The organism is Streptosporangium sp. NPDC004631, from assembly GCF_053601935.1.
The window spans coordinates 72,657-96,742 of the sequence record NZ_JBSGCR010000026.1 but is presented as its reverse complement, the minus strand read 5'-3'; the positions used below and the strand labels follow the sequence as shown (position 1 = coordinate 96,742).

At 67.9% G+C, this 24,086-nt stretch carries 26 protein-coding genes; 12 read left to right on the top strand and 14 right to left on the bottom strand.

Annotation, left to right across the window (positions count from 1 at the left end; genetic code table 11):
- Positions 1–44: 44 nt before the first annotated feature.
- The 9 genes from ACWEF2_RS23770 to ACWEF2_RS23730 form a co-directional block, all read right to left on the bottom strand.
- A complete protein-coding gene (locus tag ACWEF2_RS23770; protein ID WP_453818569.1) occupies positions 45–1,445 on the bottom strand; it encodes a DUF6297 family protein in 1,401 nt (466 codons plus the stop codon).
- Entirely contained in the window at positions 1,445–2,128 is a 684-nt protein-coding gene (locus ACWEF2_RS23765) for an ABC transporter ATP-binding protein (protein ID WP_453818552.1), read from the bottom strand. The genes ACWEF2_RS23770 and ACWEF2_RS23765 overlap by 1 nt, the downstream gene beginning before the upstream one ends.
- Before the next feature lie 879 nt (positions 2,129–3,007).
- Positions 3,008–4,213, bottom strand: a complete 1,206-nt coding sequence (locus tag ACWEF2_RS23760; protein ID WP_453818550.1) for a cytochrome P450 — start codon at positions 4,211–4,213, stop codon at positions 3,008–3,010.
- A 287-nt stretch (positions 4,214–4,500) separates the two neighbouring features.
- On the bottom strand, positions 4,501–5,292 hold the full coding sequence (locus tag ACWEF2_RS23755) for an ABC transporter permease (RefSeq protein ID WP_453818548.1): 792 nt from the start codon (positions 5,290–5,292) through the stop codon (positions 4,501–4,503).
- Entirely contained in the window at positions 5,289–6,239 is a 951-nt protein-coding gene (locus tag ACWEF2_RS23750; RefSeq protein ID WP_453818546.1) for an ATP-binding cassette domain-containing protein, read from the bottom strand. Before ACWEF2_RS23750 ends, ACWEF2_RS23755 begins: the two co-directional genes overlap by 4 nt.
- 21 nt (positions 6,240–6,260) lie before the next feature.
- Entirely contained in the window at positions 6,261–7,109 is an 849-nt protein-coding gene (locus tag ACWEF2_RS23745; RefSeq protein ID WP_453818544.1) for a DUF4097 family beta strand repeat-containing protein, read from the bottom strand.
- Between the two features lie 83 nt (positions 7,110–7,192).
- Positions 7,193–7,711 carry an Arc family DNA-binding protein gene (locus tag ACWEF2_RS23740; protein WP_453818542.1) on the bottom strand — a complete coding sequence of 173 codons (519 nt, stop codon included), beginning with the start codon at positions 7,709–7,711 and terminating at the stop codon, positions 7,193–7,195.
- A gap of 387 nt (positions 7,712–8,098) precedes the next feature.
- The gene (locus tag ACWEF2_RS23735) at positions 8,099–8,602 is read right to left on the bottom strand and encodes a dihydrofolate reductase (RefSeq protein ID WP_453818540.1); all 504 of its coding nucleotides are present in this window, start codon (positions 8,600–8,602) and stop codon (positions 8,099–8,101) included.
- Positions 8,599–9,396: a thymidylate synthase gene (locus ACWEF2_RS23730; RefSeq protein WP_453818538.1), complete on the bottom strand. Its 798-nt coding sequence runs from the start codon at positions 9,394–9,396 to the stop codon at positions 8,599–8,601. Before ACWEF2_RS23730 ends, ACWEF2_RS23735 begins: the two co-directional genes overlap by 4 nt.
- A gap of 363 nt (positions 9,397–9,759) precedes the next feature.
- Here ACWEF2_RS23730 and ACWEF2_RS23725 point away from each other — a divergent pair, with 363 nt between their 5' ends.
- On the top strand, positions 9,760–10,629 hold the full coding sequence (locus ACWEF2_RS23725; protein WP_453818536.1) for an AraC family transcriptional regulator: 870 nt from the start codon (positions 9,760–9,762) through the stop codon (positions 10,627–10,629).
- A 314-nt stretch (positions 10,630–10,943) separates the two neighbouring features.
- Here the strand turns inward: ACWEF2_RS23725 and ACWEF2_RS23720 are convergent, their stop codons facing one another.
- From ACWEF2_RS23720 to ACWEF2_RS23710, 3 genes are all read right to left on the bottom strand, one after another.
- Positions 10,944–11,804, bottom strand: coding sequence for an alpha/beta fold hydrolase (locus ACWEF2_RS23720; RefSeq protein WP_453818533.1), 861 nt, complete (start codon positions 11,802–11,804; stop codon positions 10,944–10,946).
- Positions 11,805–11,912: 108 nt separating this feature from the next.
- Complete coding sequence (rox, locus tag ACWEF2_RS23715) at positions 11,913–13,337, bottom strand: rifampin monooxygenase (protein ID WP_453818531.1); 1,425 nt, start codon at positions 13,335–13,337, stop codon at positions 11,913–11,915.
- Positions 13,338–13,914: 577 nt separating this feature from the next.
- Positions 13,915–14,403, bottom strand: coding sequence for an ArsI/CadI family heavy metal resistance metalloenzyme (locus ACWEF2_RS23710; RefSeq protein ID WP_453818529.1), 489 nt, complete (start codon positions 14,401–14,403; stop codon positions 13,915–13,917).
- 124 nt (positions 14,404–14,527) lie between these two features.
- On the opposite strand from ACWEF2_RS23710, the gene ACWEF2_RS23705 reads away from it, so the two are divergent.
- From ACWEF2_RS23705 to ACWEF2_RS23680, 6 genes are all read left to right on the top strand, one after another.
- Positions 14,528–14,920, top strand: coding sequence for a metalloregulator ArsR/SmtB family transcription factor (locus ACWEF2_RS23705; RefSeq protein WP_453818527.1), 393 nt, complete (start codon positions 14,528–14,530; stop codon positions 14,918–14,920).
- Between the two features lie 74 nt (positions 14,921–14,994).
- The gene (gene arsB, locus ACWEF2_RS23700) at positions 14,995–16,026 is read left to right on the top strand and encodes an ACR3 family arsenite efflux transporter (RefSeq protein WP_453818568.1); all 1,032 of its coding nucleotides are present in this window, start codon (positions 14,995–14,997) and stop codon (positions 16,024–16,026) included.
- 722 nt (positions 16,027–16,748) lie between these two features.
- A complete protein-coding gene (gene helR, locus ACWEF2_RS23695; RefSeq protein WP_453818525.1) occupies positions 16,749–18,896 on the top strand; it encodes an RNA polymerase recycling motor ATPase HelR in 2,148 nt (715 codons plus the stop codon).
- A gap of 391 nt (positions 18,897–19,287) precedes the next feature.
- Positions 19,288–19,614, top strand: a complete 327-nt coding sequence (locus ACWEF2_RS23690) for a PadR family transcriptional regulator (RefSeq protein ID WP_453818523.1) — start codon at positions 19,288–19,290, stop codon at positions 19,612–19,614.
- Positions 19,611–19,967, top strand: a complete 357-nt coding sequence (locus ACWEF2_RS23685; protein ID WP_453818521.1) for a DUF1048 domain-containing protein — start codon at positions 19,611–19,613, stop codon at positions 19,965–19,967. The genes ACWEF2_RS23690 and ACWEF2_RS23685 overlap by 4 nt, the downstream gene beginning before the upstream one ends.
- 1 nt (position 19,968) lies before the next feature.
- Positions 19,969–20,295 (top strand): DUF1048 domain-containing protein, encoded by a 327-nt coding sequence (locus tag ACWEF2_RS23680; protein ID WP_453818519.1) that lies wholly within the window; start codon positions 19,969–19,971, stop codon positions 20,293–20,295.
- Between the two features lie 17 nt (positions 20,296–20,312).
- Here ACWEF2_RS23680 and ACWEF2_RS23675 read toward each other — a convergent pair whose 3' ends face one another.
- Positions 20,313–20,507 carry a hypothetical protein gene (locus ACWEF2_RS23675; protein ID WP_453818517.1) on the bottom strand — a complete coding sequence of 65 codons (195 nt, stop codon included), beginning with the start codon at positions 20,505–20,507 and terminating at the stop codon, positions 20,313–20,315.
- Positions 20,508–20,671: 164 nt separating this feature from the next.
- Between ACWEF2_RS23675 and ACWEF2_RS23670 the strand changes: the two genes are divergently transcribed.
- The 4 genes from ACWEF2_RS23670 to ACWEF2_RS23655 all read left to right on the top strand — a co-directional run bounded on the left by ACWEF2_RS23670 (position 20,672) and on the right by ACWEF2_RS23655 (position 23,573).
- A complete protein-coding gene (locus tag ACWEF2_RS23670; protein WP_453818515.1) occupies positions 20,672–21,007 on the top strand; it encodes a hypothetical protein in 336 nt (111 codons plus the stop codon).
- The gene (locus tag ACWEF2_RS23665) at positions 21,004–21,819 is read left to right on the top strand and encodes an alpha/beta fold hydrolase (RefSeq protein ID WP_453818513.1); all 816 of its coding nucleotides are present in this window, start codon (positions 21,004–21,006) and stop codon (positions 21,817–21,819) included. Before ACWEF2_RS23670 ends, ACWEF2_RS23665 begins: the two co-directional genes overlap by 4 nt.
- 176 nt (positions 21,820–21,995) lie before the next feature.
- Positions 21,996–22,802 carry an ABC transporter ATP-binding protein gene (locus ACWEF2_RS23660; RefSeq protein ID WP_453818511.1) on the top strand — a complete coding sequence of 269 codons (807 nt, stop codon included), beginning with the start codon at positions 21,996–21,998 and terminating at the stop codon, positions 22,800–22,802.
- A 9-nt stretch (positions 22,803–22,811) separates the two neighbouring features.
- Entirely contained in the window at positions 22,812–23,573 is a 762-nt protein-coding gene (locus ACWEF2_RS23655; RefSeq protein ID WP_453818509.1) for an ABC transporter permease, read from the top strand.
- A 47-nt stretch (positions 23,574–23,620) separates the two neighbouring features.
- Here ACWEF2_RS23655 and ACWEF2_RS23650 read toward each other — a convergent pair whose 3' ends face one another.
- Positions 23,621–23,743, bottom strand: a complete 123-nt coding sequence (locus ACWEF2_RS23650) for a hypothetical protein (protein WP_453818507.1) — start codon at positions 23,741–23,743, stop codon at positions 23,621–23,623.
- Positions 23,744–23,799: 56 nt separating this feature from the next.
- Between ACWEF2_RS23650 and ACWEF2_RS23645 the strand changes: the two genes are divergently transcribed.
- The gene (locus ACWEF2_RS23645; protein ID WP_453818505.1) at positions 23,800–24,000 is read left to right on the top strand and encodes a hypothetical protein; all 201 of its coding nucleotides are present in this window, start codon (positions 23,800–23,802) and stop codon (positions 23,998–24,000) included.
- The last annotated feature ends 86 nt before the right edge of the window (positions 24,001–24,086 follow it).

Here is a 24,086-nt window from a genome sequence, read left to right as displayed (position 1 = left end):
GTGCGGGTACGCCGCCGAGGCGTGCGCGGCGGCACTCGACTGGTTCACCGGCTCCTACGTTGACGGCGCAGGTAGACGCCGAGCAGAACGGTACTCAGCAGAGCCTCGATCGCCAGCGAGGTCGGCGTTACGGCCAGCAGCAGCGGCGCACTGCCGAGAGCGGCCAGGTCTATTCCCGCGATCGCCCACAGTACGGGACCGGTGGGAATCCCTCCCAAGCCGAGGTCGATGACGGGCATCGCATGGTTGATCGCACTCCGCCGCGCCATGCGCAGGGCTCCCGCAGCGAGGCTGGGAGCCGTCGCCAAGCCGTACAGGCAACTCCAAGCAGGCATGAACCCTGCGATGGACAACAGGGTGAGAGCCAGGCTAATCCAGAGGAACGCGAGAACGGCAGGCATCACAGCCCTCGTAGTGGACCATTTCATGGTGAACAGACGGGCCAGTTCAGGATGCTGAGCATCCCAGCGCGCTCCGGCGGCTGCCGCTGTCGCTGCTGCCAGGCCTCCGCAGAAGAGCACGACCATGGCCAGGCTGGTCGTTCCTCCAGCGGAGCAGACGAGGACAGGCAGTGAGGTCAGGGCTGCCAGTACGACAAGTCGGCCCGGACGGCGACTCAGCATGCGCGCATCCGACCGCACCATCGCCGACCGACCAGCCGTCGGCCAGGCACGTGAGCGCAGCCGCTTAGACCGCCAGAACCGTTGCTCGGCGATCGATGTCAACACGGCAGGTTCGAGGTTGAAGGAAGAGGCGACCAGCGTACCCATCCGAGCTGAAGCGTCCAAGAGTGCACGCGAGGGGAAGCGCGCCAGCGCCTGCCACGCACGCCACGCCAGGAACGCCGCGATCACCGGAGCCGAACACGCGATCAAAGTGATGGGCGGACCGGGAAGGGCCGGACGCAGCAAGATGAGCGCCCCCACCACCACGGCCAAGAGGATCACGGTGAGCCGAAGCCAGTCACGTCTGGTTTCGGCTGCTTGGACCAGCACAGCCGTCGAACCCGCGGTGACCGCGGAGGCAATGCCCAGGGACACGCCGGCAATCACATCCTGCGGCCTGCCGAACACGGCCGCGCCCAAGGAGCCCAGGACCAGTCCCGCGACCGTTGAGGATGCCAGGAGCACCAGAGCGTTACGGGCGAGTACCCAACGGCGATTCAGTGGGGAGAGAACCAGCCACCGTACATCAGCGGGCGACGACACCACCGGCCCCGCCCACGCCAGGAGCATGAGGAGACCGGCCAGAAGGGTCAGGAGGAGTGCCAGGCCCAACGCGGGGCCGGCCAGTCCGGCCCCGCTGAAGAGCCAGGAGGTGAATCGGACGAACTGCGGGACGCCGATCGCGGCGGCGAGCCCCACGGCGATCAGCCAGTAATACGCTCGCTGCCAACCCGACTCCCGAACCGGTCGGCGACGTCGGGTCAGCTGAGCAACCGTCATCACGCCCGCCCCCCTCCGTGGAGTGTGACCACACGCGCCCCCACGGACTCGGCAAGTTGCGCATCGTGTGTCGCCATCACAAGGGTGCCACCGTTGTCGGCGTACTTCGTGAGCAGAGTGCCGAGGCTACGGCGGAAAGCCTGATCCAGCCCCTGCTCAGGTTCGTCAAGCAGGAGGAGACGGCTCGGCCTGGCCAACACCGCGGCCAGCGACAGCCGTTGCCGCTGGCCGGTCGAGAGCATCATCGGTGCGACGTCGACCCGGTCGGACAGACCAAACATCTTGAGCAGCGCCTCCGATTCCAGGCACGAGTCCTCAATCGGCGCGTGGATCTTTCTGACCAATTCCAGATGCTCACGGACCGTGAGCCACGGATACCACGCCTGTTCCTCCGTGACCAGGCCGACATCACGCCAGAACGCCTCATCGTCCCTCGGCGGAGCGCCAAAGACCAGAATCTCTCCCTCCGCTACCCGTTGGAGACCGGCGAAGCAGCGCAGCAGGGTTGATTTTCCGACACCGTTCACACCCATCAGTGCGATGATTTCCCCTGAATCCACCTTGAGGTCAAAGTGGTCGAGTACTGTGAAAGCGCCCAAGGCAACGCACACACCTTTAGCTGTGACCGCCGGCACCCGGCCGTCATCAACTTCGGACCGTACGACGTGGGAAACCCTGGCCATCGAGCTCCAATCTCCCGAAGGGATATAGACGCCCCTCAGTCTAGGCTTAAGGTCACCAAGCCGGACTTGTGATGGTCATCCTGGGGAAACAAGTAATCGCAGCGGATTTTCCCGTCGGTCCTGTACGATCCGCGATCGCCATATCCCCCGGGAGAGCGCATCGACAGGCTTGGGGAGCCGGCAGCCGGCCGTCATCCCGACCTGCCCGCCGTACGACATCGAGACACTACGCTCACCTACGGTGAGACGGTTCGCGAATGCGGATTGAGCCGCCGCTCTCGTAACAATGGTCATATCCTCCGGAAAACTGGTGGTCGTGCGAGGCGAACGGACCCCGAACACCGTTGTCGCGCTTCTTGTTCTCATGAGGGTCGGCGCGGTCTATGCCCGCCGCCCAGGTGACCGGCCCGTGATTCGGTGCGCTCGACTCATCCGGTGAAAAAATGCGGTCCTGTGTTTGGTCACGGAGCCTCAGAAGCCGATCGCAGGCATCTCGCTGCTTTCCATTGGAGGTTCGCTCGCCATGCCAGGCCAGGGTGCGCAGTCGCATAGGACGATCAGGAAAACGCTCCGTTCTGCGTTTTCCCGGCCTCCGGTAGTGCCCGCGTGCCACTCGACGATCGCCACCTCACCGGGCACAGATTGCGGGAACCGGTCAGGGACGGCTTGTCCATGCTCACGATCGCCACGCCTGTGTCCGGCATGCGCCCGGACTCGTCGGCCGATCGTGGTCGGCTACGAAGAGCGCACGGTCGTGCGTCTGCCGCCCGCCTGCAGGCCTCCCCGGCGCTCCACCGCCTCCAGCAAGCGCGGTCACCGTGCTCGACCGGTGACTCATGGTGCGTCCCCACCCGGCTTCTGTGGCGCCGCTGCCGCGGATCACACGTCCCAGGTGACCGGGAGGCTCTTCACCCCGTAGATGTCCGCGGTCTCCGGGCGCAGGCCGACCTCTTCAGCCGGTACGGCCAGGCGCAGAGTGGGGAAGCGGTTGACCAGCGCGGGGAAGGCGACCCGCATCTCGACGCGGGCCAGCTGCTGCCCCAGGCACTGGTGGATGCCGTGGCCGAAGGCCAGGTGGCCGCCGTCCTGCCTGCGGAGGTCGAGCACGTGGGGGTCGGCGAAGCGCTCGGGGTCGCGGTTGGCGGTGTTGTACGACAGGATGACCGTCGTACCGGCCTCGATGGTCTGGCCGCCCAGCTCGACGTCCTCCAGCGCCGTCCTCATGAACGTCTTGGCGACGCTCAGATACCGCAGCAGTTCCTCCACGGCCCGGTCGGCGAGCGCGGGATCGGCGCGCAGCGCGGCCAGCTGCGCCGGGTTGCGCAGCAGCGCGAAGGTGCCCAGCGCCAGCGTGTTCGCGGTGGTGTCGAACCCGGCCGCCAGCAGAAGCAGGCTGATCCCCCTCAGCTCCTCATCGGTCAGATCGCTGTCGATGAGGTCGCTGAGCACGTCGTCGGTGGGGTTCGCGCGCTTGGCGGCCACCAGCTCCGCGAGGTAGTGCTGGGTCGCGGTGTAGGCCGCTATCAGGTCCTCGTCGCTTGTCTCCCCGCTGAGGAACGACTCGATCTGCTCCTGGAAGGAGCCCCGGTCCTGGTACGGCACCCCCAGCAGCTCACAGATCATGATGGCGGGGATGGGCTTGGCGAACGCGGTCACCAGGTCCACCGGCGGCCCGGTCTTCTCCATGGCGTCCAGATGGTCGGCGGTGATCTGCTCGACGCGCTCGGTGAGCAGTCGCATCCGCCGTACGGTGAACTTGCCCACCAGTGGTTTCCGATAGCGCCCGTGCTGTGGCTCGTCCATGAGGAGGAACTCGCCGGGCGGCGCCGGAGGAATCTCCATGCCGGTGATGTCGATGGACGGGTGGAGCATGAGCTCCTTGCGCGAGCTGAACCGCGAGTCGGCCAGGACCGACCTGACCAGGTCGTATCCGGTGATCAGCCAGCCGGGTTTTCCGCCGGGAAAGGTGTAGCGGCTGATCGGGCCGTGCAGGCGGGCGTCGATCAGCTCTGCCGGCGGGTCGAAGGGGCAGCCGGGCCGGCGCGCCGCCGGCAGCGTCGTGACGGTGTGGAGGGATTCACCCATGACCATTCCTCTTATCGACTTAGGTTCTACTCGCGATAGTACGTATTTGGCACGGCTCGAAAGCCGCGTTGCATTCAAGGTTTCCGTCAACCGCAGGAAGTGCATTCAGGCGGGTAATTAGCGCCGATCAAGGCAATTAGGTCATCCTCGTGATCGGGTTCGCCTCACGGATGCGGCCCGGTTTCTGTGGCGGATCGAATGGACAGCCCCCGGGGCGGGTGATGGGCGGCGATTCGACCGGCGGAATCTGTTGGTGCCGCATCGTTTCTCCTTGGCTCACGTGCGGCTTAGCGGGTGGGCTCGCGGTTGAACAGCTTCTTCGACCAGAGGTAGCCGCCGAGCGCGATGACGACGCACCAGCCGACCGCGATGGCGGCGTTGTTCCCGATCGGCGTGCCCGTCAGCAGGCCGCGCAGGGTCTCGATGAGCGGCGTGAACGGCTGGTACTCGGCGAACCAGCGCAGCACGGTGGGCATCGAGTTGGTCGGGACGAATCCGCTGCCCAGGAACGGGAGCAGCATCAGCGGCATACCGACGTTGCTCGACGACTCGACGGTCTTGCTGGCCAGGCCGAACGCGACCGACAGCCAGATGAAGGCGAAGGCCATCATCACCAGGACACCGATGAGGGCGAGCCAGTCGCCGGGCCCCGCCGACGGCCGGAAGCCGACGAGCAGCGCTACGCCGATGACCGCCGTGATGCTGAGCATCGTCTGGATGAGGCTGCCGATGACGTGTCCGGTTAGGACGGACACGCGGGCGATGGCCATGGTGCGGAACCGGTCGACGATGCCCTCGGTCATGTCCATGGCGATCGAGATGGTGGTGCCCTGGACCGCGGCGGTGATCGTCATCAGGATGATCGCGGGGGTGACGTAGTTGACGTACTCCGCACGTCCGCCGGAGGCGCCGCCGAGCCCGGCGCCGAGTGTGCCGCCGAAGACGTAGACGAACAGCAGCAGGAAGACGATCGGCATGCCGATGAGCGTCAGTGTCATGGACGGGTAGCGCACCATGCGCTTGAGGTTGCGGCGGAGCATCGTCGCCGAGTCGGTCAGGGCGTACGGCACAGTGCTCATCGTGCGGTCACCTTCTCCTTGTTGCCGGTGAGAGCGAGGAAGACATCATCGAGGTCGGGGGTGTGCACGCTCAGCGAGTCGACCTCGACCGCGTTCTGGTCAAGCCGGTCGAGCAGCGCCTTCAGCGACCTGAGGCTGCCGTCGTGCGGTACGCGCAGGGCGAGCGTGTCGCTGTCGCGGGACACCTGGCCCACGGCGCGCGCGGCGGATTCGAGGGCGCGCTCGTCGGCGAACCGCAGCAGGACGTGGCCGCCGGGAATGCGCCGCTTGAGCTCGTCCGCGGTGCCCTCGGCGACGATCTTCCCGTGGTCGAGCACCGCGACCCGGTCGGCGAGCTCGTCGGCCTCCTCCAGGTACTGGGTGGTGAGGAGGATGGTGACGCCACCCGCCACGAGCTCCCGCACGATCTGCCACATGGCGCGGCGGCTGCGCGGGTCCAGCCCGGTGGTCGGCTCGTCGAGGAAGATCACCTGCGGTGAGCCGACCAGCGTCATCGCGAGGTCGAGCCGCCGCCGCATCCCGCCGGAGTAGGTCGCCGCCGTCTTCTTGGCCGCATCGACAAGATCGAACTGTTCGAGCAGCTGGGCGGCCCTGCGCCTGCCCGCCTTCCGGCCGAGGTGGTGCAGATCCGCCATCAGGGTCAGGTTCTCCTGACCGGTCAGCAGGTTGTCGACCGCCGAGAACTGGCCGGTGACGCCGATCGCGGCACGCACCGCGTCCGGCTCGGCGGACAGGTCATGACCCGCGATCCGCGCGCTTCCCCCGTCGGCACGGATCAGGGTGGACAAGATCTTGACTGTGGTGGTCTTGCCGGCGCCGTTGGCGCCGAGCAACGAGAAGACGGTGCCACGCGGGACGTTCAGGTCGACACCGTCGAGCACGACGTGGTCGCCGTACGACCGGCGCAGTCCGGTCGCCGTGATCGCAGATTGGGATGGCATGGTCATGAGAACCCCTTCGAGATCTGGTCAGGAACGGTGGACGGTGATGTCTCCGAACAACGTGCGCGCGCGGACTTCGACGGTCTGCTCGGACTTCTCCGGTGCTTCGCTGAGACCGTCCAGCGAGTTCTCCACCCGCCCGTGCGAGGTGTTCAGGTCGAGCCATGCGGCGGTGCCGGCGGCGACACCGATTTCGAGGTGGCCCGTCGAGGTGTGCAGCGTGACGGTGCCGCGCGTGACCTGGCCGACGCGAATGGTTCCGTTGGAGGTCTTGGCCTCCACCATGGCGTCGGCCCGGTCGACGGAGATGTCACCGTTGGCCGAGCGCACCTGCAGTTCGCCGGTGACGGTGCCGATGTCGGTGTTGCCGTTGGAGTTCTTGATGACGGCGGTGCCGCCGATCTCGCCGATGTGCACGCGCCCGGTGCCGGTGGAGACATCGGCGTTGCCCGCGACCGTTTCGACGGTGATGTCTCCGCCGGAGGTGCCCAGTCGAAGCGGTCCGGTCCGGTCGAGGCGGAAATGCCCGACCGACGCCTTGAGCCGGCACTCCCCCAGCGTGCCGACGCCGCGCAGGTCCGCTACCGACAGGTCCGCGTGCACGTGCGAGCCGGCGGGAAGTTCGATCAGTACGTCGACCGACCTGGTCTTCTTGGAGAAGTCGAGTATGCGGGTCTTCGGCCCACGGACCGTCAACGTGCCGTTGGCGTACTCGACGCGCGTCTTCTGCGCGGCGTCCACATCGGACTCATCGGACTCGTCGCTCGGCCGTACCTCGACGACGGTGTCGATCCGGTCGCTCGCGATGATCTGCACGTCACCGACGGAGAGCTCGATCGTGGCGGAAATCGGTTCAGGCGTGGCGAAAACAGGCATGGCTATCCCCTCAGAATGAGTCAGAAGAACATCTCCGCTGGTCGGAGATGTACGAAGAAAGTAGTTCTGGGTGTCGGCGCGGGCTAGCGAGCCCAGCCGGTGTAACGCTGCGTGCCGCGTTTGCCGCGCCGGTCGGAGCCGCGGTCGCGCTCCGGGGAACGCAGCGCGGTCGAGGCGGCCCGCACCAGCCAGGCGTTGAGCGAGCGCCCCTCCTTGCCCGCCACCTCCTCGATCGCGGCCTTGAGCTGTTCCGGGAGGCGGACGTTGATCCGTGCCACCGGGCCGTCCTCGAAGCTCGCCGCGGCGTCGTCAGCCGACACCGCGCCCAGATCCGGGGTGTCCTCAAGCGGCTGCTCCGCCTGCTGAACCGTCACGACGAAGCTCGGGTCACGCCCACGCAGGTGCACCTGGACCGAACCGGGAGCCAGGTCTCGGGTGATCTCGTCGGCAGCCGCCGACAACGCTTCGAGCAGGGTGAGCCGGATCGCAGACTCCATCGACACGGTCAACCGCTCGATCAGCGCACTGGCGTCACCATCACCGGTCTCGACGGCGGTCAGCAGCTCGCGACCGAGGGAGGCCACATACGGGGTCAGGTCCATGGCATCACTATGGCACATCGTGATGCCATCAACAAGCCATATTGGCTCAGATTGGCGCCATTCTGGCTCAGGCTGGATGTTCAGCCGATCACGACACGACAGGCCGGCTCCGGAACCCGCACGTCAGAGGGTGCGCTCGCCGGGGTTGCCGTAGTGATCGCCGAAAATCGGGCGGATATGGCCAACAGCCTCAAGCTGAAGATCTTCGGGCTTTGGCAGGAGATGGCCTGTGGCGACTCGGGTGTTCGCGGACCTGGGACTGGAGGCGGTCCCAGCAGGATGAGACGATCGCGACTTCGGCCGGTCGGTCGGAAGCCCAAGCCCGTGACCTTCGTGTTTTGAGCACCAGGGCCGGTTCAGGAGGTAATCAAGGTTGTGAATTGACTGTCACCGCGTGTATCTGCGGATACGGTAGCGCAGCCCGGACGTCGAGGACTGCCAGCCTTTGTCCTCGGCGACTTTCCACGTCGGGTCCGGTGTCGGGGCGTAGGTGTCGCCGTTCACTGTCGAGTCGACTTCAGTCACCGAGAGCATCGTGGCGTACTCCAGGGCGGCACGATAAATTTCCCCGCCACCGATCACCCATGCCGCCGCAGGGGCGCCTGTCTGCGACGGCTCGGCCGCGAGTTCCAGAGCCTGGACGATGGAACCGGCACGTTCCGCGCCTTCGACCACCCAGTGTGGATCGCGAGTCACCACGATGTTGCGCCTGTCCGACAGCGGCCGGAAACGCGGAGGCAGCGAATCCCAGGTCTTGCGCCCCATCACCACTGGATGCCCCAGGGTGGTTGCCTTGAAATGGGCCATGTCCTCAGGCAGTCGCCACGGAATCGCGTTGTCCGAGCCGATCACGCCATTGAGGGTCTGCGCCCAGATCAGCCCGACGTTCACACCGCGACCGGGGCTTTGATGGCCGGGTGGTGCCGGTAGTCGAGCACCTCCACATCGGCGTAGGCGTAGTCGAAAAGCGAGTCGGCTTGGCGCAGACGCAACCCGGGAAACTCGAATGGGGTGCGCGAGAGCTGCTCGGTCACCTGCTCGACGTGATTGTCGTAGATGTGGCAGTCGCCGCCGGTCCAGATGAAGTCGCCCGGCCTGAGGCCGGCCTGCTGCGCCACCATGTGCGTGAGCAGGGCGTAGCCGGCGAGGTTGAACGGTACGCCGAGGAACAGGTCCGCGCTGCGCTGGTACAGCTGGCAGGAGAGCTCGCCGTCGGCGACGTAGAACTGGAAGAAGGCGTGACAGGGCGCGAGAGTCATCTTGTCCAGATCGGCGACGTTCCAGGCGGAGACGATCATCCGGCGGGAGTCCGGGTCCCGGCGCAGAGTGTCGAGAACTTCGCTGATCTGGTCGATGTGCCTGCCGTCCGGGGCGGGCCAAGAACGCCACTGTGCGCCGTAAACCGGGCCGAGTTCGCCGTTCGCGTCGGCCCACTCGTCCCAGATGGTGACGCCGTGCTTACGCAGCCAGCCGATGTTCGAGTCGCCACGCAGGAACCAGAGCAGCTCGTACACGATGGACCTGAGATGCACCTTTTTGGTGGTGACCAGCGGGAATCCCCGCGAGAGGTCGTAGCGTAGTTGGTGCCCGAAGACACTTCGGGTACCGGTGCCCGTCCGGTCGGCTTTGGCCGTCCCGGAGGTGAGCACCAGCCGCAACAGGTCTTCGTACTGGGTGTCCGCCACAGCCGTCGAGTTTACCGGCCGTCTACAAGGCGTACTCGACGGTCATGTCCCGCCGTACGCCCGGGGCACTGGTGTGCGGCTCAGCCCCGGCGGCGGGGTCGCGGTCGGTGAGGAACAGCGGGCCGCGGGTGCGGCCGGATCGTCCCGCCGCGGGTGGCGAGGATCACCGTAGGGCCTCCGCCGCAGTAAATCCGGCATTTACTGCGGCGGAGGTCGGGAACGCGTTGTCCTTAAGCAAGCGCTTGCCCATCGGCATGGGTGTGCGCCGGCTTCGCGTCCGTCCAGGCGCCTGATCGGATCGGATCGCGGCGGTCGGGTACGGCCGGGGTTCTTCCGGCAGGGTTGACATCGAAAGGAGGCCTCATGATCTCGGCACTCAACCAGCTTGTCGATCTCGTCGAGGAGCACCTCGCCGAGGATCTCGACGTCCACGGGCTGGCCGGGGAGCTCGGCACGACCGAGTACCACCTGCGCCGGATGTTCTCGTCGTTGGCCGGTATGCCGCTGTCGGAGTACGTGCGCCGCCGCCGCATGACCGTCGCCGCCGCCGACGTCGTCCGGGGTGAGGACGATTTGCTGAGCATCGCCGTCCGGCACGGATACGGCTCGACCGAGGCGTTCGGACGCGCGTTTCGCGCGGTTCACGGCTCCGGTCCCGGTGACGTGCGCCGCGCCGGAGGCCCCCTGCGCACACAACCACAGATCAGGTTCCGCCTGACCGTCGAAGGGAGCACCCCCATGGACACCCGCCTCATCGACCGCCCCGCGTTCCGGCTGGTCGGACACGCAACCCGGGTTCCGCTCATCCACCAGGGCATCAACCCGCACATCCAGCGGCACATCACCGCACTGCCACAGGAGGAGCATCTCCGGCTGAAGGCCCTCGGCGACACCGAACCGGGGGGTCTGCTGCAAGTCTGCGACGACCTCGACCCCGACGGCACAGAGGGGAGCGAGCTGACCTACCTGCACGGGGTCGCTGTCTCCCGGAACACGCCGGCCCCCGACGACCTCGACGCCATCGAGGTACTGGCCGGCATGTGGGCGGTCTTCCGCACTGCCGGACCGCATCCGCAGGCCCTGCAGACGACCTGGGCCGCGACCGCGACCGAGTGGTTCCCCTCCAACCCGTGGCGTCTGCGGCCAGGTCCCTCGATCGTCGTGGTCGTCGAGCGCGCGGACGACTTCAGCACCGCGACATGCGAGCTGTGGCTACCCGTCGAACCGGCGTGACGGACTGCGGTCACGGGAATCCACCCAGGCCGCCGTAACCCATTCGGCTGACGCTCTTTGAGCGCGGCGGCACAGTGGACAGGCCCGCAGCGCCCTCCCCAATGGCGTTGTGGGCCTGAACCATGCGAACGGTCACGGCGGCCGGCCGCCGCCACGACCCGGTCACCAGGACGGTGTCGACATGGGGGTCCGGTAGGAACGGAACGGTGAGCCCGGGCTGATGTCACATTCGTCGACATGATCATCGTGAGTCGGTGTGCCCTCGGCGGGATCAACGGCATTCCACCGCGGGTCGGAAGGGCCGCCGCAGATGCTCAGACCGTGGCGAGGAAATCCTTGATCTTCCCGGCGATCGCGGGGTAGTCCGGGGCGAACCAGATCATGTGGCCATCGGCCCGGCTTTCCACCAGCTCGGCCCGAGGGATGGTCACGGCGAGGGATTCGGCGTGGGTGAAGGGGACCGAGCGGTCGGTGCGGGTGGCGATGACCAGGGCCGGTTGGGTGACCTGCCTCGCGCAGTCCGGTACGGGCAGCATGTCGTTGACGAAGCCCTCACCTGAGCGCATGAGGGTGAACAGTGCGAGGAGTTCGGCCTGGTCGTGCTCGCTCAGGCCGGCCATGACCCGGCGGACGGGCCGGGTGGACAGGTCGCGCAGCAACAACCGCAACCCCGCCCGCGGCGTCGTGCGCATCAGCAGCCGCACAGCCGCCCAGGTCGCGGCTTCGACGCGGGCGTTGAACATCAGGCGACCGCCCAGGCGGGTGCGCCGGTCGCCGGGCCAGGGCGCGAAGCCGACCGCGCTTTGCAGGATCACCCCGCCCACCAGGTGCGGGTGGCGGGCGGCCATGGTCAAGGCGGTGCGCCCGCCCGCCGAGATGCCCACCACCGCGGCGAGCCGCTCGATGCCCAGGTTGCGGCACAGCTGCGCGGTGACGTCGGCGAAGGCTGCGGGCGTGGTGGCGGTGCTCAGGGGGGTTCGTCCGTATCCGGGGCGAGAAGGCGCGAGTACCTGGTGGCCCGAGGTGGTGAAGACCTCCTCCCCCAGGGCCAGCCCGGCCCGCATGTGACCGCCGTGGAAGATCACGACCGTCTGAGGGCCGTCACCTTCCAGCCGGTACTCCACCGCGCCCGCCGCCAGGCGAGCGGTGATCGTCTCTCGCTCCAAGGCCGTCATGGACCGCAATGCTCGCATGCCTGCCAGTGGCGACATAACCGCCCGACCGGCATGCGCGCGGTGCTGGTGTCCGGCTGGGGTGGCATCGCCGTCGACGACCTGCCCGTCCTACCCGAGGGCGCCGAACCACCTGGAGAGCCGGCTGAGCAGCTCCTGCTGATCGTCACCGGCCCACGCCACGTGGCCGTCCGGCCGCAGCAGCACCGCGGGCACGTCCAGTTCCTCGCTGACGTCGACGACGTGGTTGACCCGCTCTGCCCAGCCCGCCACCGAGAGCCGGCCGGTCTGGTCGAGCAGCAGCCCGCGGCCGCCGTGCATCAGCTCGTACAAGCGCCCCCGCTTCAGCTTCACGTCCCGCATCCGCCGGCCGAGCAGGTCATGCCCCTCGCCGAAGTCGTAGCGCACCCCGATCGCAGTGATCTTCTCGATCAGGTACCGGTTCACCTCCTCGAAGTCCATCAGTTCCGCCAGCAGCCGGCGCACCGCCTGCGGACCCGGCTCGGTGGACAGCAGCTCCATCTGCGCGCGGGTGTTGTCCAGCACTTCGGCGGCCACCGGGTGCCGTTCGGTGTGGTAGCTGTCCAGCAGCCCCTCCGGCGCCCAGCCGTTCACCTCGGCGGCCAGTTTCCAGCCGAGGTTGAACGCGTCCTGAACACCGAGGTTGAGCCCCTGCCCGCCCATCGGCGGGTGGATGTGCGCCGCGTCGCCAGCCAGCAGCACCCGGCCGGTCCGGTAGCGCTCGGCCAGCCGCGTGGCGTCGCCGAACCGGGACAGCCAACGCGGCGAGTGCACACCGAAATCGGTACCCGCGGTCACCCGCAACTGCTGTTTGAACTCCTCCAGGGTCGGCGGGACCGTGCGGTTCCCGGCCACCCCTGCGGCGGGCACGACGACGCGGTGCGTCCCGTTCCCGAGGGGCCCGGCGCCGAACCTCAGCTGGGTCTTGCGGACCTCCGCGACGATGGCGGCGAGCGCCGCCGGATCCTCGGTCAGCTCCATCTCGCCGAGCAGCGTGTCGACCCTGGAGGGCTCGCCGGGGAAGCCGACGCCGAGCAGCTTGCGCACCGTGCTGCGGCCGCCGTCGCAGCCGACGAGGTAGCGCGAGCGCAGCCGCGTGCCGTCGGTCAGCTCGGCGGTCACCCCGTGCTCGTCCTGGCTCAGCCCGACCAGTTCGCAGCCGCGCCGGATCTCGGCGCCGAGCTCGCCGGCGTGCTCGGCCAGCAGGCGCTCGGTGATGGTCTGCGGGATGCCGAGAATGTACGGATGCGCGGTGTCCAGCCGGTCGGGCCACGACTTGGTGATGCCGGCGAAGAAACCACCGACCGCGAACCGCCGGCCGAGCGCGAGGAACCGCTCCAGCAGACCGCGCTGGTCCATCACCTCGATGCTGCGCACGTGCAGGCCGAGCGCGCGGACATATCCGGTCGGCTCCGCCTCCTTCTCCAGCACGAGCGTGTGCACGCCGTGCAGCCGCAACTCGCCGGCCAGCATCAAGCCGGTCGGCCCGCCGCCGGCAACGATCACGTCAATCATGAAACCCCCATTCGACAAGGCTGCGTTTCGGCCGGCCGCTCCGCGCGGTCCGGCGGCGCGCACACCCGCGCCTTCACGCCGGGCGCCCGCAACCGCATCACCCATACGTCGCCAAAAGCACACGCACTTCGCGAACTCTTGATTTCCGCAGGTTCCGGCCTCGGCCGACGATTCTGCGGCACGACCCGGGTCTTGCCGCAAGCCCCCCGGTGCGCTATACGTTGAGAGTGGAAAGGAGTGGGTACTCCCCTTTCCACTGATCGTCCGTTGTGGACGGACAAGCCCTTCGCGAAGCGGCGCCGCGCCGCGTACGGCGATGCCGCCGCCAGCCGGGATGGGGGCGCGGAGGGGTAGCGGCCCAGCACGTTCTCCGGATGTTGTCGGCCGATGGGCGCACCACCGGCCTGGGCGAGGCGTTCGCTCACTACGGCCGTATCTTCAAGAGGTGGGCAGGGAGGCTGGCTGTACCGTCCGGCGGCCCCGGGCGGTACAGCCGAAAGTCTGCTGCGAGCCGACCTGAGGGCGGGAGTCCTGCCGAGGTACACGCCGTGGCGGGCAGGGGGTCTCCCGCGGGTCCTCAGCAGCAGCCGGTGCTCGCTGCGGCGCCGACCGGCTGACCATGTGCCTGCTGAGTGTCCGGTCCGCAGGCACATGGGGCTGCGGGGTCCTGGGTGGCGCTCGCGGACTTGCCCAGGACGTCGGCGTCGGCCTTGACCACGTAGACCTCCCACGGCTCGGCGCCGGGGCCGGTCACCCAGACCTTGTCCTGCAGGGCGTAGCAGCAGGAGGTGTCGTTCTCGGTGAAGGTGGCCAGCCCGGCGTCCTTCAGCCGCTGGGTGGCCGCCTGCACTTGAGCGGTGTCGGTGACCTCGACGCCCAGGTGGTCCAGGCGGGTGTCGTGGCCTTCCTCGCCTTCCAGGAGCACCAGCTTCAGCGGCGGCTCGGCGATCGCGAAGTTGGCGTAACCGGGGCGGCGCTTGGCGGGCTCGACGCCGAACAGCTTGGAGTAGAAGGCGATCGAGCCTTCCAGGTCGGCGACGCGCAGGGCGAGCTGGATACGGGACATGGCGATCCTCCGCAGAGTTCTGGCGGGTGGTGACGGTCACCACCCGGTGCTGTTTAGATGAACATCTAGACAGTGATTCGGCCTCAGCTTGCAATGCTGCTTAGAGATCTGTCAACTTAGAGGTATGTCGAAACAAGCGTTGCCGATCGTGAGCCTGGCCGGGACCGACCAGGTCGATCAGGCCGGGCAGGCGTGCTGCGCGCCGCTGGTGTGCGAGCCGCTGGACGCGGCCGAGGCCGAGGAGCTGGCGCCGTTGTTCAAGGCGATCGCCGATCCGGTGCGGCTGCGGCTGCTGTCGCTGATCGCCTGCCACGAGGGCGGCGAGGCGTGCGTGTGCGACCTGACCGGCGCCTTCGACCTGACCGGCCCGACGATCAGCCACCATCTGAAGGTGCTGCGCACAGCGGGGCTGATCGACTGCGAGCGACGCGGCACCTGGGTCTACTACTGGGTCAACCCGGGAGTGCTGGCGCGGCTGTCGGCGATCCTGGGGCCGCGCCTCCCGGCGATGGCGTGAGCGACACCGCGCAGACACCGTCCACTCAGCCACCCGCGGTGGCCGAAGCGGCGCCGGCAGCGGGGCGGCTGCCGATGCTGGACCGGTTGCTGCCGGTCTGGATCGCCGCCGCGATGGCCGCCGGCCTGGTCGCGGGCCGGGCGATCCCGGGCCTGGGCGCCGCGCTGAACGCCGTCCAGGTCGACGGCATCTCGCTGCCGATCGCGCTCGGCCTGCTGGTGATGATGTACCCGGTGCTGGCCAAGGTCCGCTACGACCGGCTGGAGACGGTCACCGGCGACCGGCGGCTGCTGGCCACCTCGCTGGTGCTGAACTGGGTGGCCGGCCCCGCGCTGATGTTCGCCCTGGCCTGGCTGTTGCTGCCCGACCTGCCCGCCTACCGCACCGGGCTGATCATCGTCGGGTTGGCCCGGTGCATCGCCATGGTCATCATCTGGAACGACCTGGCCTGTGGGGACCGGGAGGCCGCCGCCGTCCTGGTCGCCCTCAACAGCGCCTTTCAAGTCCTCGCCTTCGCGCTGCTCGGCTGGTTCTACCTCGACCTGCTGCCGGGCCGGCTGGGCCTGCCCGTCACCGGGTTGGACGTGTCGATATGGGACATCGCCCGCTCCGTGCTCATCTTCCTCGGCCTTCCGCTGGCCGCCGGGTACCTCACCCGCCGCCTGGGGGAGAAGACCAAGGGCCGCACCTGGTACGAGACCCGGTTCCTGCCGAGGATCGGCCCGGCGGCGCTGTGGGGGTTGTTGTTCACCATCGTGATCCTGTTCGCCCTGCAAGGCGACGCGATCATCTCCAAGCCGCTCGACGTCGCCCGGATCGCGCTGCCGTTGCTGGTCTACTTCGCGCTCATGTGGGTCGGCGCTTTCGCCTTGGGCCACCTGGTGGGCCTGGGATATGCGCGCACCGCGACGCTGGCGTTCACCGCGGCGGGCAACAACTTCGAACTCGCCATCGCGGTCGCGATCGCCACCTTCGGCGTCACCTCCGGCCAAGCCCTGGCCGGGGTGGTCGGCCCGCTCATCGAGGTGCCCGTCCTCCTCGCGCTGGTCTACCTCTCCCTGGCCCTGCGCCGCCGCCTCACCCGCCCCCACCCCGTGCCCGTCTGATCGGGGGCTTCCTGTGTCCCTGCCCTTCGACCCATCCGGCCCCGGACCCGGCATCGGCCGGCCCCGTGCCGCTCCTCCCGAGGTCAACCATTTGGCGGCCGGTGTCACAGGCCCGGCTGCGTGAGTAGAGTGGAGAACTTCTCGTTCCCGGGCCGCATCCGCAGGTCCATGGGAGATCCTCCTGGGCCGGCGGCATCGCCGTACGCGGCGCGGCGCCGCTTCCCGAAGGGCTTGTCCGTCCGCAACGGACGATCAGTGGAAAGGGGAGTACCCACTCCTTTCCACTCTCAACGTATAGCGCACCGGGGGGCTTGCGGCAAGACCCGGGTCGTGCCGCAGAATCGTCGGCCGAGGCCGGAACCTGCGGAAACAGGGGATGCGAGGTGCGTGTGTTGTTGTCGACGTGTGGGTCGCGCGGGGACGTCGAACCGCTGGCCGTACCACCCGCCGCAGGCGCGGCCGGGCCGGCCGTTCCCACCGAAGGTGAGCGGCAACCGGGTGCTGTGGACCTGGACGCCCAGAGTGTGAACGCGCTGTTCGGCGCGGCGCTCAACCGCGGCTGGGCCCACCTGGCCCCGAGACCCGCACCGACGGGGCGACGGTGGCCGCGACACTGCCGTTCGACGCGATCAGCCGAGAAAGGCCACCGGTGTCCCGCGTGAACCACGCGGGATCGTCGAGCCGGGAAAGTGCCTTGTCCACCTCAGATCGGAGCCGATGACGTGAATCCCCTGACCACCAGCGCGTTCGACCTTCCCGACCACCTCACCCCCAAGGCCGCCCCGACGCTGATCGCCCGCGACGAGCAACACTTCGCGGCCGTCGCGGAGAGCCTTGAGCAGTCGATCGCCGACCTGTCAGACCGCCTCGACGCCGAACGCAAGGCGCCCGGCGGCATAGGCCGGCAGGCGATGGACCGGGACCTGGAGATCCACCGGCTGACCGCTCGCCTGCGCGCCCTGCGTCGCTTCGGTTTGGACCTGTGCCTCGGGCACATGGTCAGCGTGGACAACCCCGAGCCCGTGTACGTCGGACGACTCGGCCTCACGGACAGCGCGGGTCGTCGGTTGCTGCTCGACTGGCGCTCCCCCGCGGCTGAGCCGTTCTTCGGAGCCACCCACGCCAACCCGATGGGGCTGGCAAGCCGCCGCAGGTATCGCTGGACCCGCGGCCGGATCAACGACTACTGGGACGAGGTGTTCACCGCGGACGGGTTCGAAGGGCACGCCGCGCTCGACGACCAGTCCGCCTTCATCGCCAGCCTGGGCGGCAACCGGTCGGCACGGATGCGAGACGTGCTCGGCACCATCCAGGCAGACCAGGACGCCATCATCCGCGCGGGATCCCGCGGCGCTCTCGTCGTCGACGGCGGTCCGGGGACGGGGAAGACCGTCGTCGCTCTGCACCGCTCCGCCTATCTCCTCTACTCCGACCCTCGCCTCGGTCACCGCCGGGGCGGCGTGCTGTTCGTCGGTCCGCACCAGCCCTACCTGGCCTACGTCGCCGACGTCCTCCCCAGCCTCGGAGAGGAGGGCGTACAGACCTGCACCCTGCGGGACCTCGTCGCCGAGGGAGCCGCAGCAGCGATCGAGGCCGACCCGAACGCGGCCCTCCTGAAGTCGTCCGCGAACCTGGTGAAGGCGATCGAGGCGGCCGTCGGGTTCTACGAGAACCCGCCCACCAAGGGGATGACGGTCACGACACACTGGTCCGACATCTGGCTGAGCGCCGACGATTGGGCCGAGGCGTTCGAAGCACCGGAACCCGGTACTCCGCACAACGAGGCGCGCGACCAGATCTGGGAGGAGCTGCTCACGATCCTGGTGGACAAGCACGACGGCGACGCCCCGGCTGACCTGCTTCGGAGGTCGCTGCTGCGGAACAGGGAGCTGCTCACGACCTTCAACCGCGCGTGGCCGCTGCTCGAAGCGGCTGACCTCGTCGGAGACCTGTGGTCGGTACCCGCCTACCTGCGGAAGTGCGCTCCCTGGCTCAGCCCCGACGACGTTCAGGCGCTGCAGCGCGGGGACGCCCAGGCCTGGACGGTGTCCGACCTGCCGCTCCTGGACGCAGCACGGCAGCGGCTGGGCGACCCGGAGGCGTCGCGACGTAAGCGTCGGCACAACGCCTCTGTCGCCGCCGAACGCGAGCACATGGCCAAGGTCGTCGACGCTCTGCTTGAGGCCGATGACGACGGTGAAGGTGTGGTGACGATGCTGCGCGGACAGGACATACAGGACACCCTGGTCGACGAGACCGCACCGCCCAGCACCGAACCGGACCTGCTCGCCGGCCCGTTCGCGCACATCGTCGTGGACGAGGCTCAGGAACTGACCGACGTAGAGTGGCAGATGTTGCTGCTCCGCTGCCCGTCGCGGAGCTTCACCATCGTCGGGGACCGCGCCCAGGCCAGGCACGGGTTCACGGAGTCGTGGCAGGAACGGCTTGAGCGGATCGGGCTCGACCGGATCAACCTGGCCTCCCTGAGCATCAACTACCGGACGCCGGAAGAAATCATGGCGGAAGCCGAGCCGGTCATCCGGGCGGTGCTCCCGGACGCCAACGTGCCGACCTCCATCCGCAGCAGCGACGTCCCCGTCGTACACGGATCCGTTTCGGACCTGGGCTCGATCCTCGACACCTGGCTCGCCGCGCATGCCGACGGGATCGCCTGCGTCATCGGCGACCCCACGTTCCGGGCGACGTCCCGCGTCCGGTCACTGACCCCGGAACTGTCGAAGGGGCTCGAATTCGACCTGGTCGTCCTCATCGACCCGGAGGCGTTCGGCAAGGGCATCGAAGGAGCGGTCGACCGCTATGTCGCGATGACCCGGGCGACCCAGCGACTCGTCATCCTCACGAGCCCCTGACCCGGGTCAGGGTGAACGGCTCGGGGCTGTGCCAGAGCCAAGACGGCCGAACCCAACGGCTGTGATAATCAAGCACGCCACCGCACTGCGGCTGCGTACCGTCGAGTCGCACCAGATGCTGCCCGCTTCACCCTCGGCGGCGATCTGACCGGCGGCGACCGCGAGCACGCAGGGGTCTCCGCCCTCGCCCTGCGCCTGGTCGCCGCCATCACCTGCCTCAACGCGCGTCTGATCCAGATCGTGCTGCGCGATTCCGCATGGCGGCGGCGGCTCCCCCGGCCGACCGGCGCGGCCTGTGCTCGCCGCTTGCCGGGTATGGCCCACTACTCCGTGGTACTGTATAGTGGTACTCAGTACCACCGAGTACCAGGAGGGTGGAAGAGGACCCACGATGGACGACCTGACGGAGATGCTGAAGGGCACGCTTGAGGGCTGCGTGCTTGAAATCATCGGCAGCGAGGAGACCTACGGGTACGCCATCACGCGTCGGCTGAACGAACTCGGCTTCGCCGACGTCGTCGAGGGGACGGTCTACACCATCCTGCTGCGACTGGAGAAGAACGGGCTCGTCCAGGTGACGAAACGACCGTCCGGGCTGGGCCCGCCGCGCAAGTTCTACGCGCTCAACGACGCGGGGCGCGAGGAACTCTCGACATTCTGGGCGAAATGGGAGTACATCACATCACGGATCGACAAGCTCAAGGAGGGCGGGAGATGAACTTCTGGGAGACCATGACAGGCAGCGATCTCACCAGGGAATGGAAGGCGTTCGAAGTTCGGGCCGAGGCATTGTCGGCCGACTACCGGGCGGCGTGGGAAGAGATCAAGGGTCATCTTTCTCCCTACTCGGACTTCACAGGTCGAAACCTGATGCCGATTCTCGACGGTGCTCTGGGGCTGCTCGAAGAGACATCGGCCGATGGGCGGAGCATTCACGAGGTGCTGGGTGACGACATCGAGGGCTTCTGCGCGGCGCTGGCCGGCGGAGAAGGGGCTCGAAACTTTCGCGACCGGTGGCGCGAGCAGTTGAACAGGAACGTCGCAAGGAAATTGGGCCAGTTAGGAGGCTGACGTGGGCATCCAAGACATCATCGAGGGCAAGAGGCAGTGGCGGGCGCACATGGCGCGGGTCAAGGCGCTCCCGCCGGACTACCAGATCGTCTACAAGGAGATTCAGAGGTACATCTTCAAGGTTGGACCGATCGACTTGCTTGACGGGTCCCTGCTCTCAGGGATCGTCGATTTCTTCGAGGAGGGCGTCGCGGCCGGCAAGGGAGTCCTGGAACTCATCGGCAACGACGTCGCCGCCTTCTGCGACGACGTGGTCAAGGACTCGCGCACCCACGCGGACATCTATCAGGAGTCCATCAGAGGGGAACCCGGCACGGCCGAGAGGTAACGCCCGTCGACCCGGCCTTATACCGCTTGATCAGCGCCGTCGCCTGCATCATCGGCGCGTGCACGGTGTTGGTCGACCCGAACTCCAGCGCCTCGATGATCTGAATCAAGCCCGTGCAGCGGCGTCACCAGAGTCTTGTAGCCGCCGGGCACCGCGGGATAGATGACGTCCTCAACCGTCTCGGTCGGTGCCTCCAGCGCGGCCTCGGTCATCTTGAATCCGAACTCCAGCCCTCGCCGGCCCGCTCATCGGCGCGGCCCGGTCGACATCTCCACCGGCAACGGCGCGCTCCGCGTCCGCGCGATCGGCGCTTGCGGCGCCATCGATAAACTCCGGCGGATGCCCCGAATCGGCGAGGCCACCGGCGACCTGCCGGGTGAACTCACCCAGCGGCGACATCGTCGTCGAGCGTGCGCACGGCGCGCTCACCGCGAAGACCGCCTCGGGCGCCATCCGGGCCGGAGAGGTGTTCCTCCACACCTACGCCGGAAACCGCGAGGTCGGCATCCGCGAGAGCACCGCCGGCCGGCTCGACGTGAACGCCATGGCCGGCAACGTGCGCGACGAGCCGGGCACCGCCGACGACCCCGGAGAAGGCCGAGCAGATCGTCAAGGCACGCGTACACCAACACCGGTGACATGTGCTCCCGGTCTCCGCCCGGCGACTCCGACGAACCCACAAGACAACGAAAACAGAGACGAGGAACCATGACCAACGCGAAGTGGACCGGCATGATGCCGGTTGACGATACGGCCCTGGCCGTCACCGACACCGGCGGTGCCGGTATCCCTGTGATCTACCTCAATGGCCACACCGCCACTCAGGGGTACTGGCGGCGGGTCATCGCCGAATTGGGGACGGGGTGGCGGCACATCACCTACGACATGCGTGCCCGCGGCAAATCGAAGCGTTCGGCGGACTATTCGTTCGAGACGAACGTCCGGGACGTCGATGCCGTTCTCGCCGCCAGGGGTATGGACCGGGCGCTGCTGGTGGGCTGGTCCTACGGGGCGTTCGTCGCGGCGCACTGGGCCAGCCGCAATCCCGGCCGTACCCTGGGCGCGGTCCTGGTCGAGGGCGCGCAGCCGTACGACTGGCTCGACGAGGCCATGGAGCGGCGGATCCGGAGGCTGTTTCGGCGGATGGGCTGGCTCCTGCCGTTGCTGCGCCCGACGGGCCTGACCCCGCGGATGACCGCCGAACAGATCGCCGACAGCAACATCGAGATCGGCCGGATCGCCCGCGAGCGCGAGCTGGGCCCCGTGCTGGACAACATCACCGTCCCCACGCGGTATGTGGTCGCGTCGGGGGCGTCCCTCGGAAGCCGCGGTGATGAGCAGGAACGCATTCGCGCCGGCCTCACTCAGGTGGTCGAGCGCAACCCGAACATCAAGATCAGCGCGAAGGTCCCCAGCAACCACGGTGCCATCCTGCGCAAGGACGCCCCGGCCATCGCCGACGCGGTCCGAGAGGTCGCCGCCCTCGACCGCGGGGTGGAGGATCCGGCCGACCTGGTCGAGTAGAGCGCGGCGGACGAAATCCCGGTCCGCGAAGCCGTCGAGCGAGACCCCGTGGAGTTCGCCGAGGCGCTCCTCCGCAACCACCCGGAGGGTTCATGGATCGGCCGGAAACGACTGGCCGACGCCATCGATCGCGTCACGGGTGACAAACCGTGACCAAACAGAGAACGGATATCCGGATGACGGTCAATCAGGTCCAGGACCCCGCGATCCACGTGCGGGGCCTGACGAAGTCGTACAAGACACTGCGGGTGCTGTGCGGTGTGGACTTCGACGTGGCACGGGGCAGTATCTTCGCCCTGCTCGGCTCGAACGGGGCGGGCAAGACCACGGTCATAAAAATCCTGTCCACGCTGCTCAAGGCCGACGCCGGGACTACCGGCGTCAACGGCTTCGACGTCGCCACGCAGGCTGCGGACGTGCGGGCGTCCATTAGCCTCACCGGACAGTTCGCCGCCGTCGACGAGATCCTCAGCGGGCGGGAGAACCTCGTGCTGGTCGCCCGGTTGCGGCACCTCAAGGATCCGGGCAAGGTCGCGAATGACCTGCTGAAGCGTTTCTCGCTGACGGACGCGGGCGCGCGGAAGGTGTCGACGTATTCGGGTGGCATGCGCCGCCGCCTCGACATCGCGATGAGCCTCATCGGCAATCCGCCGGTCGTCTTCCTCGACGAGCCGACGACCGGGCTCGACCCCCAGGCGCGCATCGAGGTGTGGCAGGCCGTCAGGGAGCTCGCCAACCAGGGTACGACGGTGCTGCTCACGACGCAGTATCTGGACGAGGCCGAACACCTCGCCGACCGGATCGCGATCCTGCACGAGGGCCGGATCGTCGTCAACGGCACCCTGGCCGAGCTCAAGCAACTGCTCCCGCCGGCCAAGGTCGAATACGTGGAAAAACAGCCGACCCTTGAGGACGTCTTCCTCGCCCTCGTCGGCGACAACGGCAAGAACGGCCATGACCGCAACGTCGGTACGAACGCGTAGGGAACCACGATGACCAAGCATTTTCTCGGCGACACCGCCGTCCTGCTGGGACGGTCCCTGCGCCACATCACACGCAGCGTGGACACCATCATCACCACCGCGATCATGCCGATCGCCATGATGCTGATGTTCGTCTACGTGTTCGGCGGCGCGATCAAAACAGGGTCGGAGTCGTATGTGAACTACCTGCTGCCCAGCATTCTGCTCATCACGGTCGCCTCGGGCATCGCCTACACCGCGTTCCGGCTCTTCTTGGACATGAAGAGCGGCATCTTCGAGCGATTCCAGTCCATGCCGATCGCGCGCTCGTCCGTGCTGTGGGCGCACGTGCTGACCTCGCTGGTGGCCAATCTGATCTCGCTCGTGGTCGTCGTGGGCGTCGCCCTGCTGATGGGCTTCCGCTCGGCGGCGGGAGTGCCGGCGTGGCTCGCGGTGGCCGGCATCTTGATCCTGTTCACCCTGGCGTTGACGTGGCTGGCCGTCATCCCCGGTCTGTCCGCGAAGTCCGCGGACGGCGCGAGCGCGTTCTCCTACCCGCTCATCTTCCTGCCGTTCCTCAGCTCGGCATTCGTGCCCACCCACACCATGCCCGGCCCGGTGCGCGCCTTCGCCGAGCACCAGCCGGTGACGTCCATCGTCAACGCCATCCGCGATCTGTTCACCCAGCAGCCGGTCGGCACCGACATCTGGGTCGCCCTCGCCTGGTGTGTCGGCATCCTCATCGTCGCGTTCGCCTTCGCCATGAACACCTACCGCCGCAGGACCGCCTGATAGCAGCCTCTACCAAGGGCGAACGCCACGCCGAGATCACTTCAGGTTTAGACGCCGTCCTCGTCCAGGACGGCGGAAGGAGCGTCCTGGGGCAGCGCCGCCGCCGGCAGCGGCCGCAGGCCCTTGTCCGGGGCCGAGGGAGCGATCGTGTAGCAGGGGAGCCTTGCCACGCCGCCGCCGTCAGAACCGGGCGAGCGAGCCTTCTCCAAACTGCGCGCGGCGGCCGGTGGAGACGCGCGCCCTGGTCGCGGTCGTCGCCCACCGCGCCGCAGCGGCGGCCGGCGTCTACGACGAGCTCGTGGCGGCGTCGCTTTCCGACGTCATCGCGCTGCTGAAGGAAGGACAGCGCAACGGCGAGCTGCGCGTCTTCGGGGGTCCCGGTAGTAATGAAGAAATTTCCAACGAAGTAGCCTCTGACCTGCGGTGACGGAGGGGTTTGACCGCCTGTGGCTGGTTGGTGATCGCTGCCGCTACGTTCGTTCCGGTTTTGTCCGGTACGGCACGTGGGGTGGT

Bases quoted from the DNA above. Each gene is read 5' to 3' on its own strand.
- ACWEF2_RS23740 (WP_453818542.1), bottom strand. From the start codon at position 7,711: ATGGACCTGACCCCGTATGTGGCCTCCCTCGGTCGCGAGCTGCTGACC.
- ACWEF2_RS23765 (WP_453818552.1), bottom strand. From the start codon at position 2,128: ATGGCCAGGGTTTCCCACGTCGTACGGTCCGAAGTTGATGACGGCCGG.
- ACWEF2_RS23720 (WP_453818533.1), bottom strand. From the start codon at position 11,804: ATGACGGCCTTGGAGCGAGAGACGATCACCGCTCGCCTGGCGGCGGGC.
- ACWEF2_RS23660 (WP_453818511.1), top strand. From the start codon at position 21,996: ATGACGGTCAATCAGGTCCAGGACCCCGCGATCCACGTGCGGGGCCTG.
- ACWEF2_RS23710 (WP_453818529.1), bottom strand. From the start codon at position 14,403: ATGTCCCGTATCCAGCTCGCCCTGCGCGTCGCCGACCTGGAAGGCTCG.
- ACWEF2_RS23705 (WP_453818527.1), top strand. From the start codon at position 14,528: ATGTCGAAACAAGCGTTGCCGATCGTGAGCCTGGCCGGGACCGACCAG.
- ACWEF2_RS23665 (WP_453818513.1), top strand. From the start codon at position 21,004: ATGACCAACGCGAAGTGGACCGGCATGATGCCGGTTGACGATACGGCC.
- ACWEF2_RS23745 (WP_453818544.1), bottom strand. From the start codon at position 7,109: ATGCCTGTTTTCGCCACGCCTGAACCGATTTCCGCCACGATCGAGCTC.
- rox (WP_453818531.1), bottom strand. From the start codon at position 13,337: ATGATTGACGTGATCGTTGCCGGCGGCGGGCCGACCGGCTTGATGCTG.
- ACWEF2_RS23750 (WP_453818546.1), bottom strand. From the start codon at position 6,239: ATGACCATGCCATCCCAATCTGCGATCACGGCGACCGGACTGCGCCGG.
- arsB (WP_453818568.1), top strand. From the start codon at position 14,995: ATGCTGGACCGGTTGCTGCCGGTCTGGATCGCCGCCGCGATGGCCGCC.
- ACWEF2_RS23755 (WP_453818548.1), bottom strand. From the start codon at position 5,292: ATGAGCACTGTGCCGTACGCCCTGACCGACTCGGCGACGATGCTCCGC.
- ACWEF2_RS23725 (WP_453818536.1), top strand. From the start codon at position 9,760: ATGATCTCGGCACTCAACCAGCTTGTCGATCTCGTCGAGGAGCACCTC.
- ACWEF2_RS23690 (WP_453818523.1), top strand. From the start codon at position 19,288: ATGGACGACCTGACGGAGATGCTGAAGGGCACGCTTGAGGGCTGCGTG.
- ACWEF2_RS23655 (WP_453818509.1), top strand. From the start codon at position 22,812: ATGACCAAGCATTTTCTCGGCGACACCGCCGTCCTGCTGGGACGGTCC.
- ACWEF2_RS23685 (WP_453818521.1), top strand. From the start codon at position 19,611: ATGAACTTCTGGGAGACCATGACAGGCAGCGATCTCACCAGGGAATGG.
- ACWEF2_RS23675 (WP_453818517.1), bottom strand. From the start codon at position 20,507: ATGACCGAGGCCGCGCTGGAGGCACCGACCGAGACGGTTGAGGACGTC.
- ACWEF2_RS23770 (WP_453818569.1), bottom strand. From the start codon at position 1,445: ATGACGGTTGCTCAGCTGACCCGACGTCGCCGACCGGTTCGGGAGTCG.
- ACWEF2_RS23760 (WP_453818550.1), bottom strand. From the start codon at position 4,213: ATGGGTGAATCCCTCCACACCGTCACGACGCTGCCGGCGGCGCGCCGG.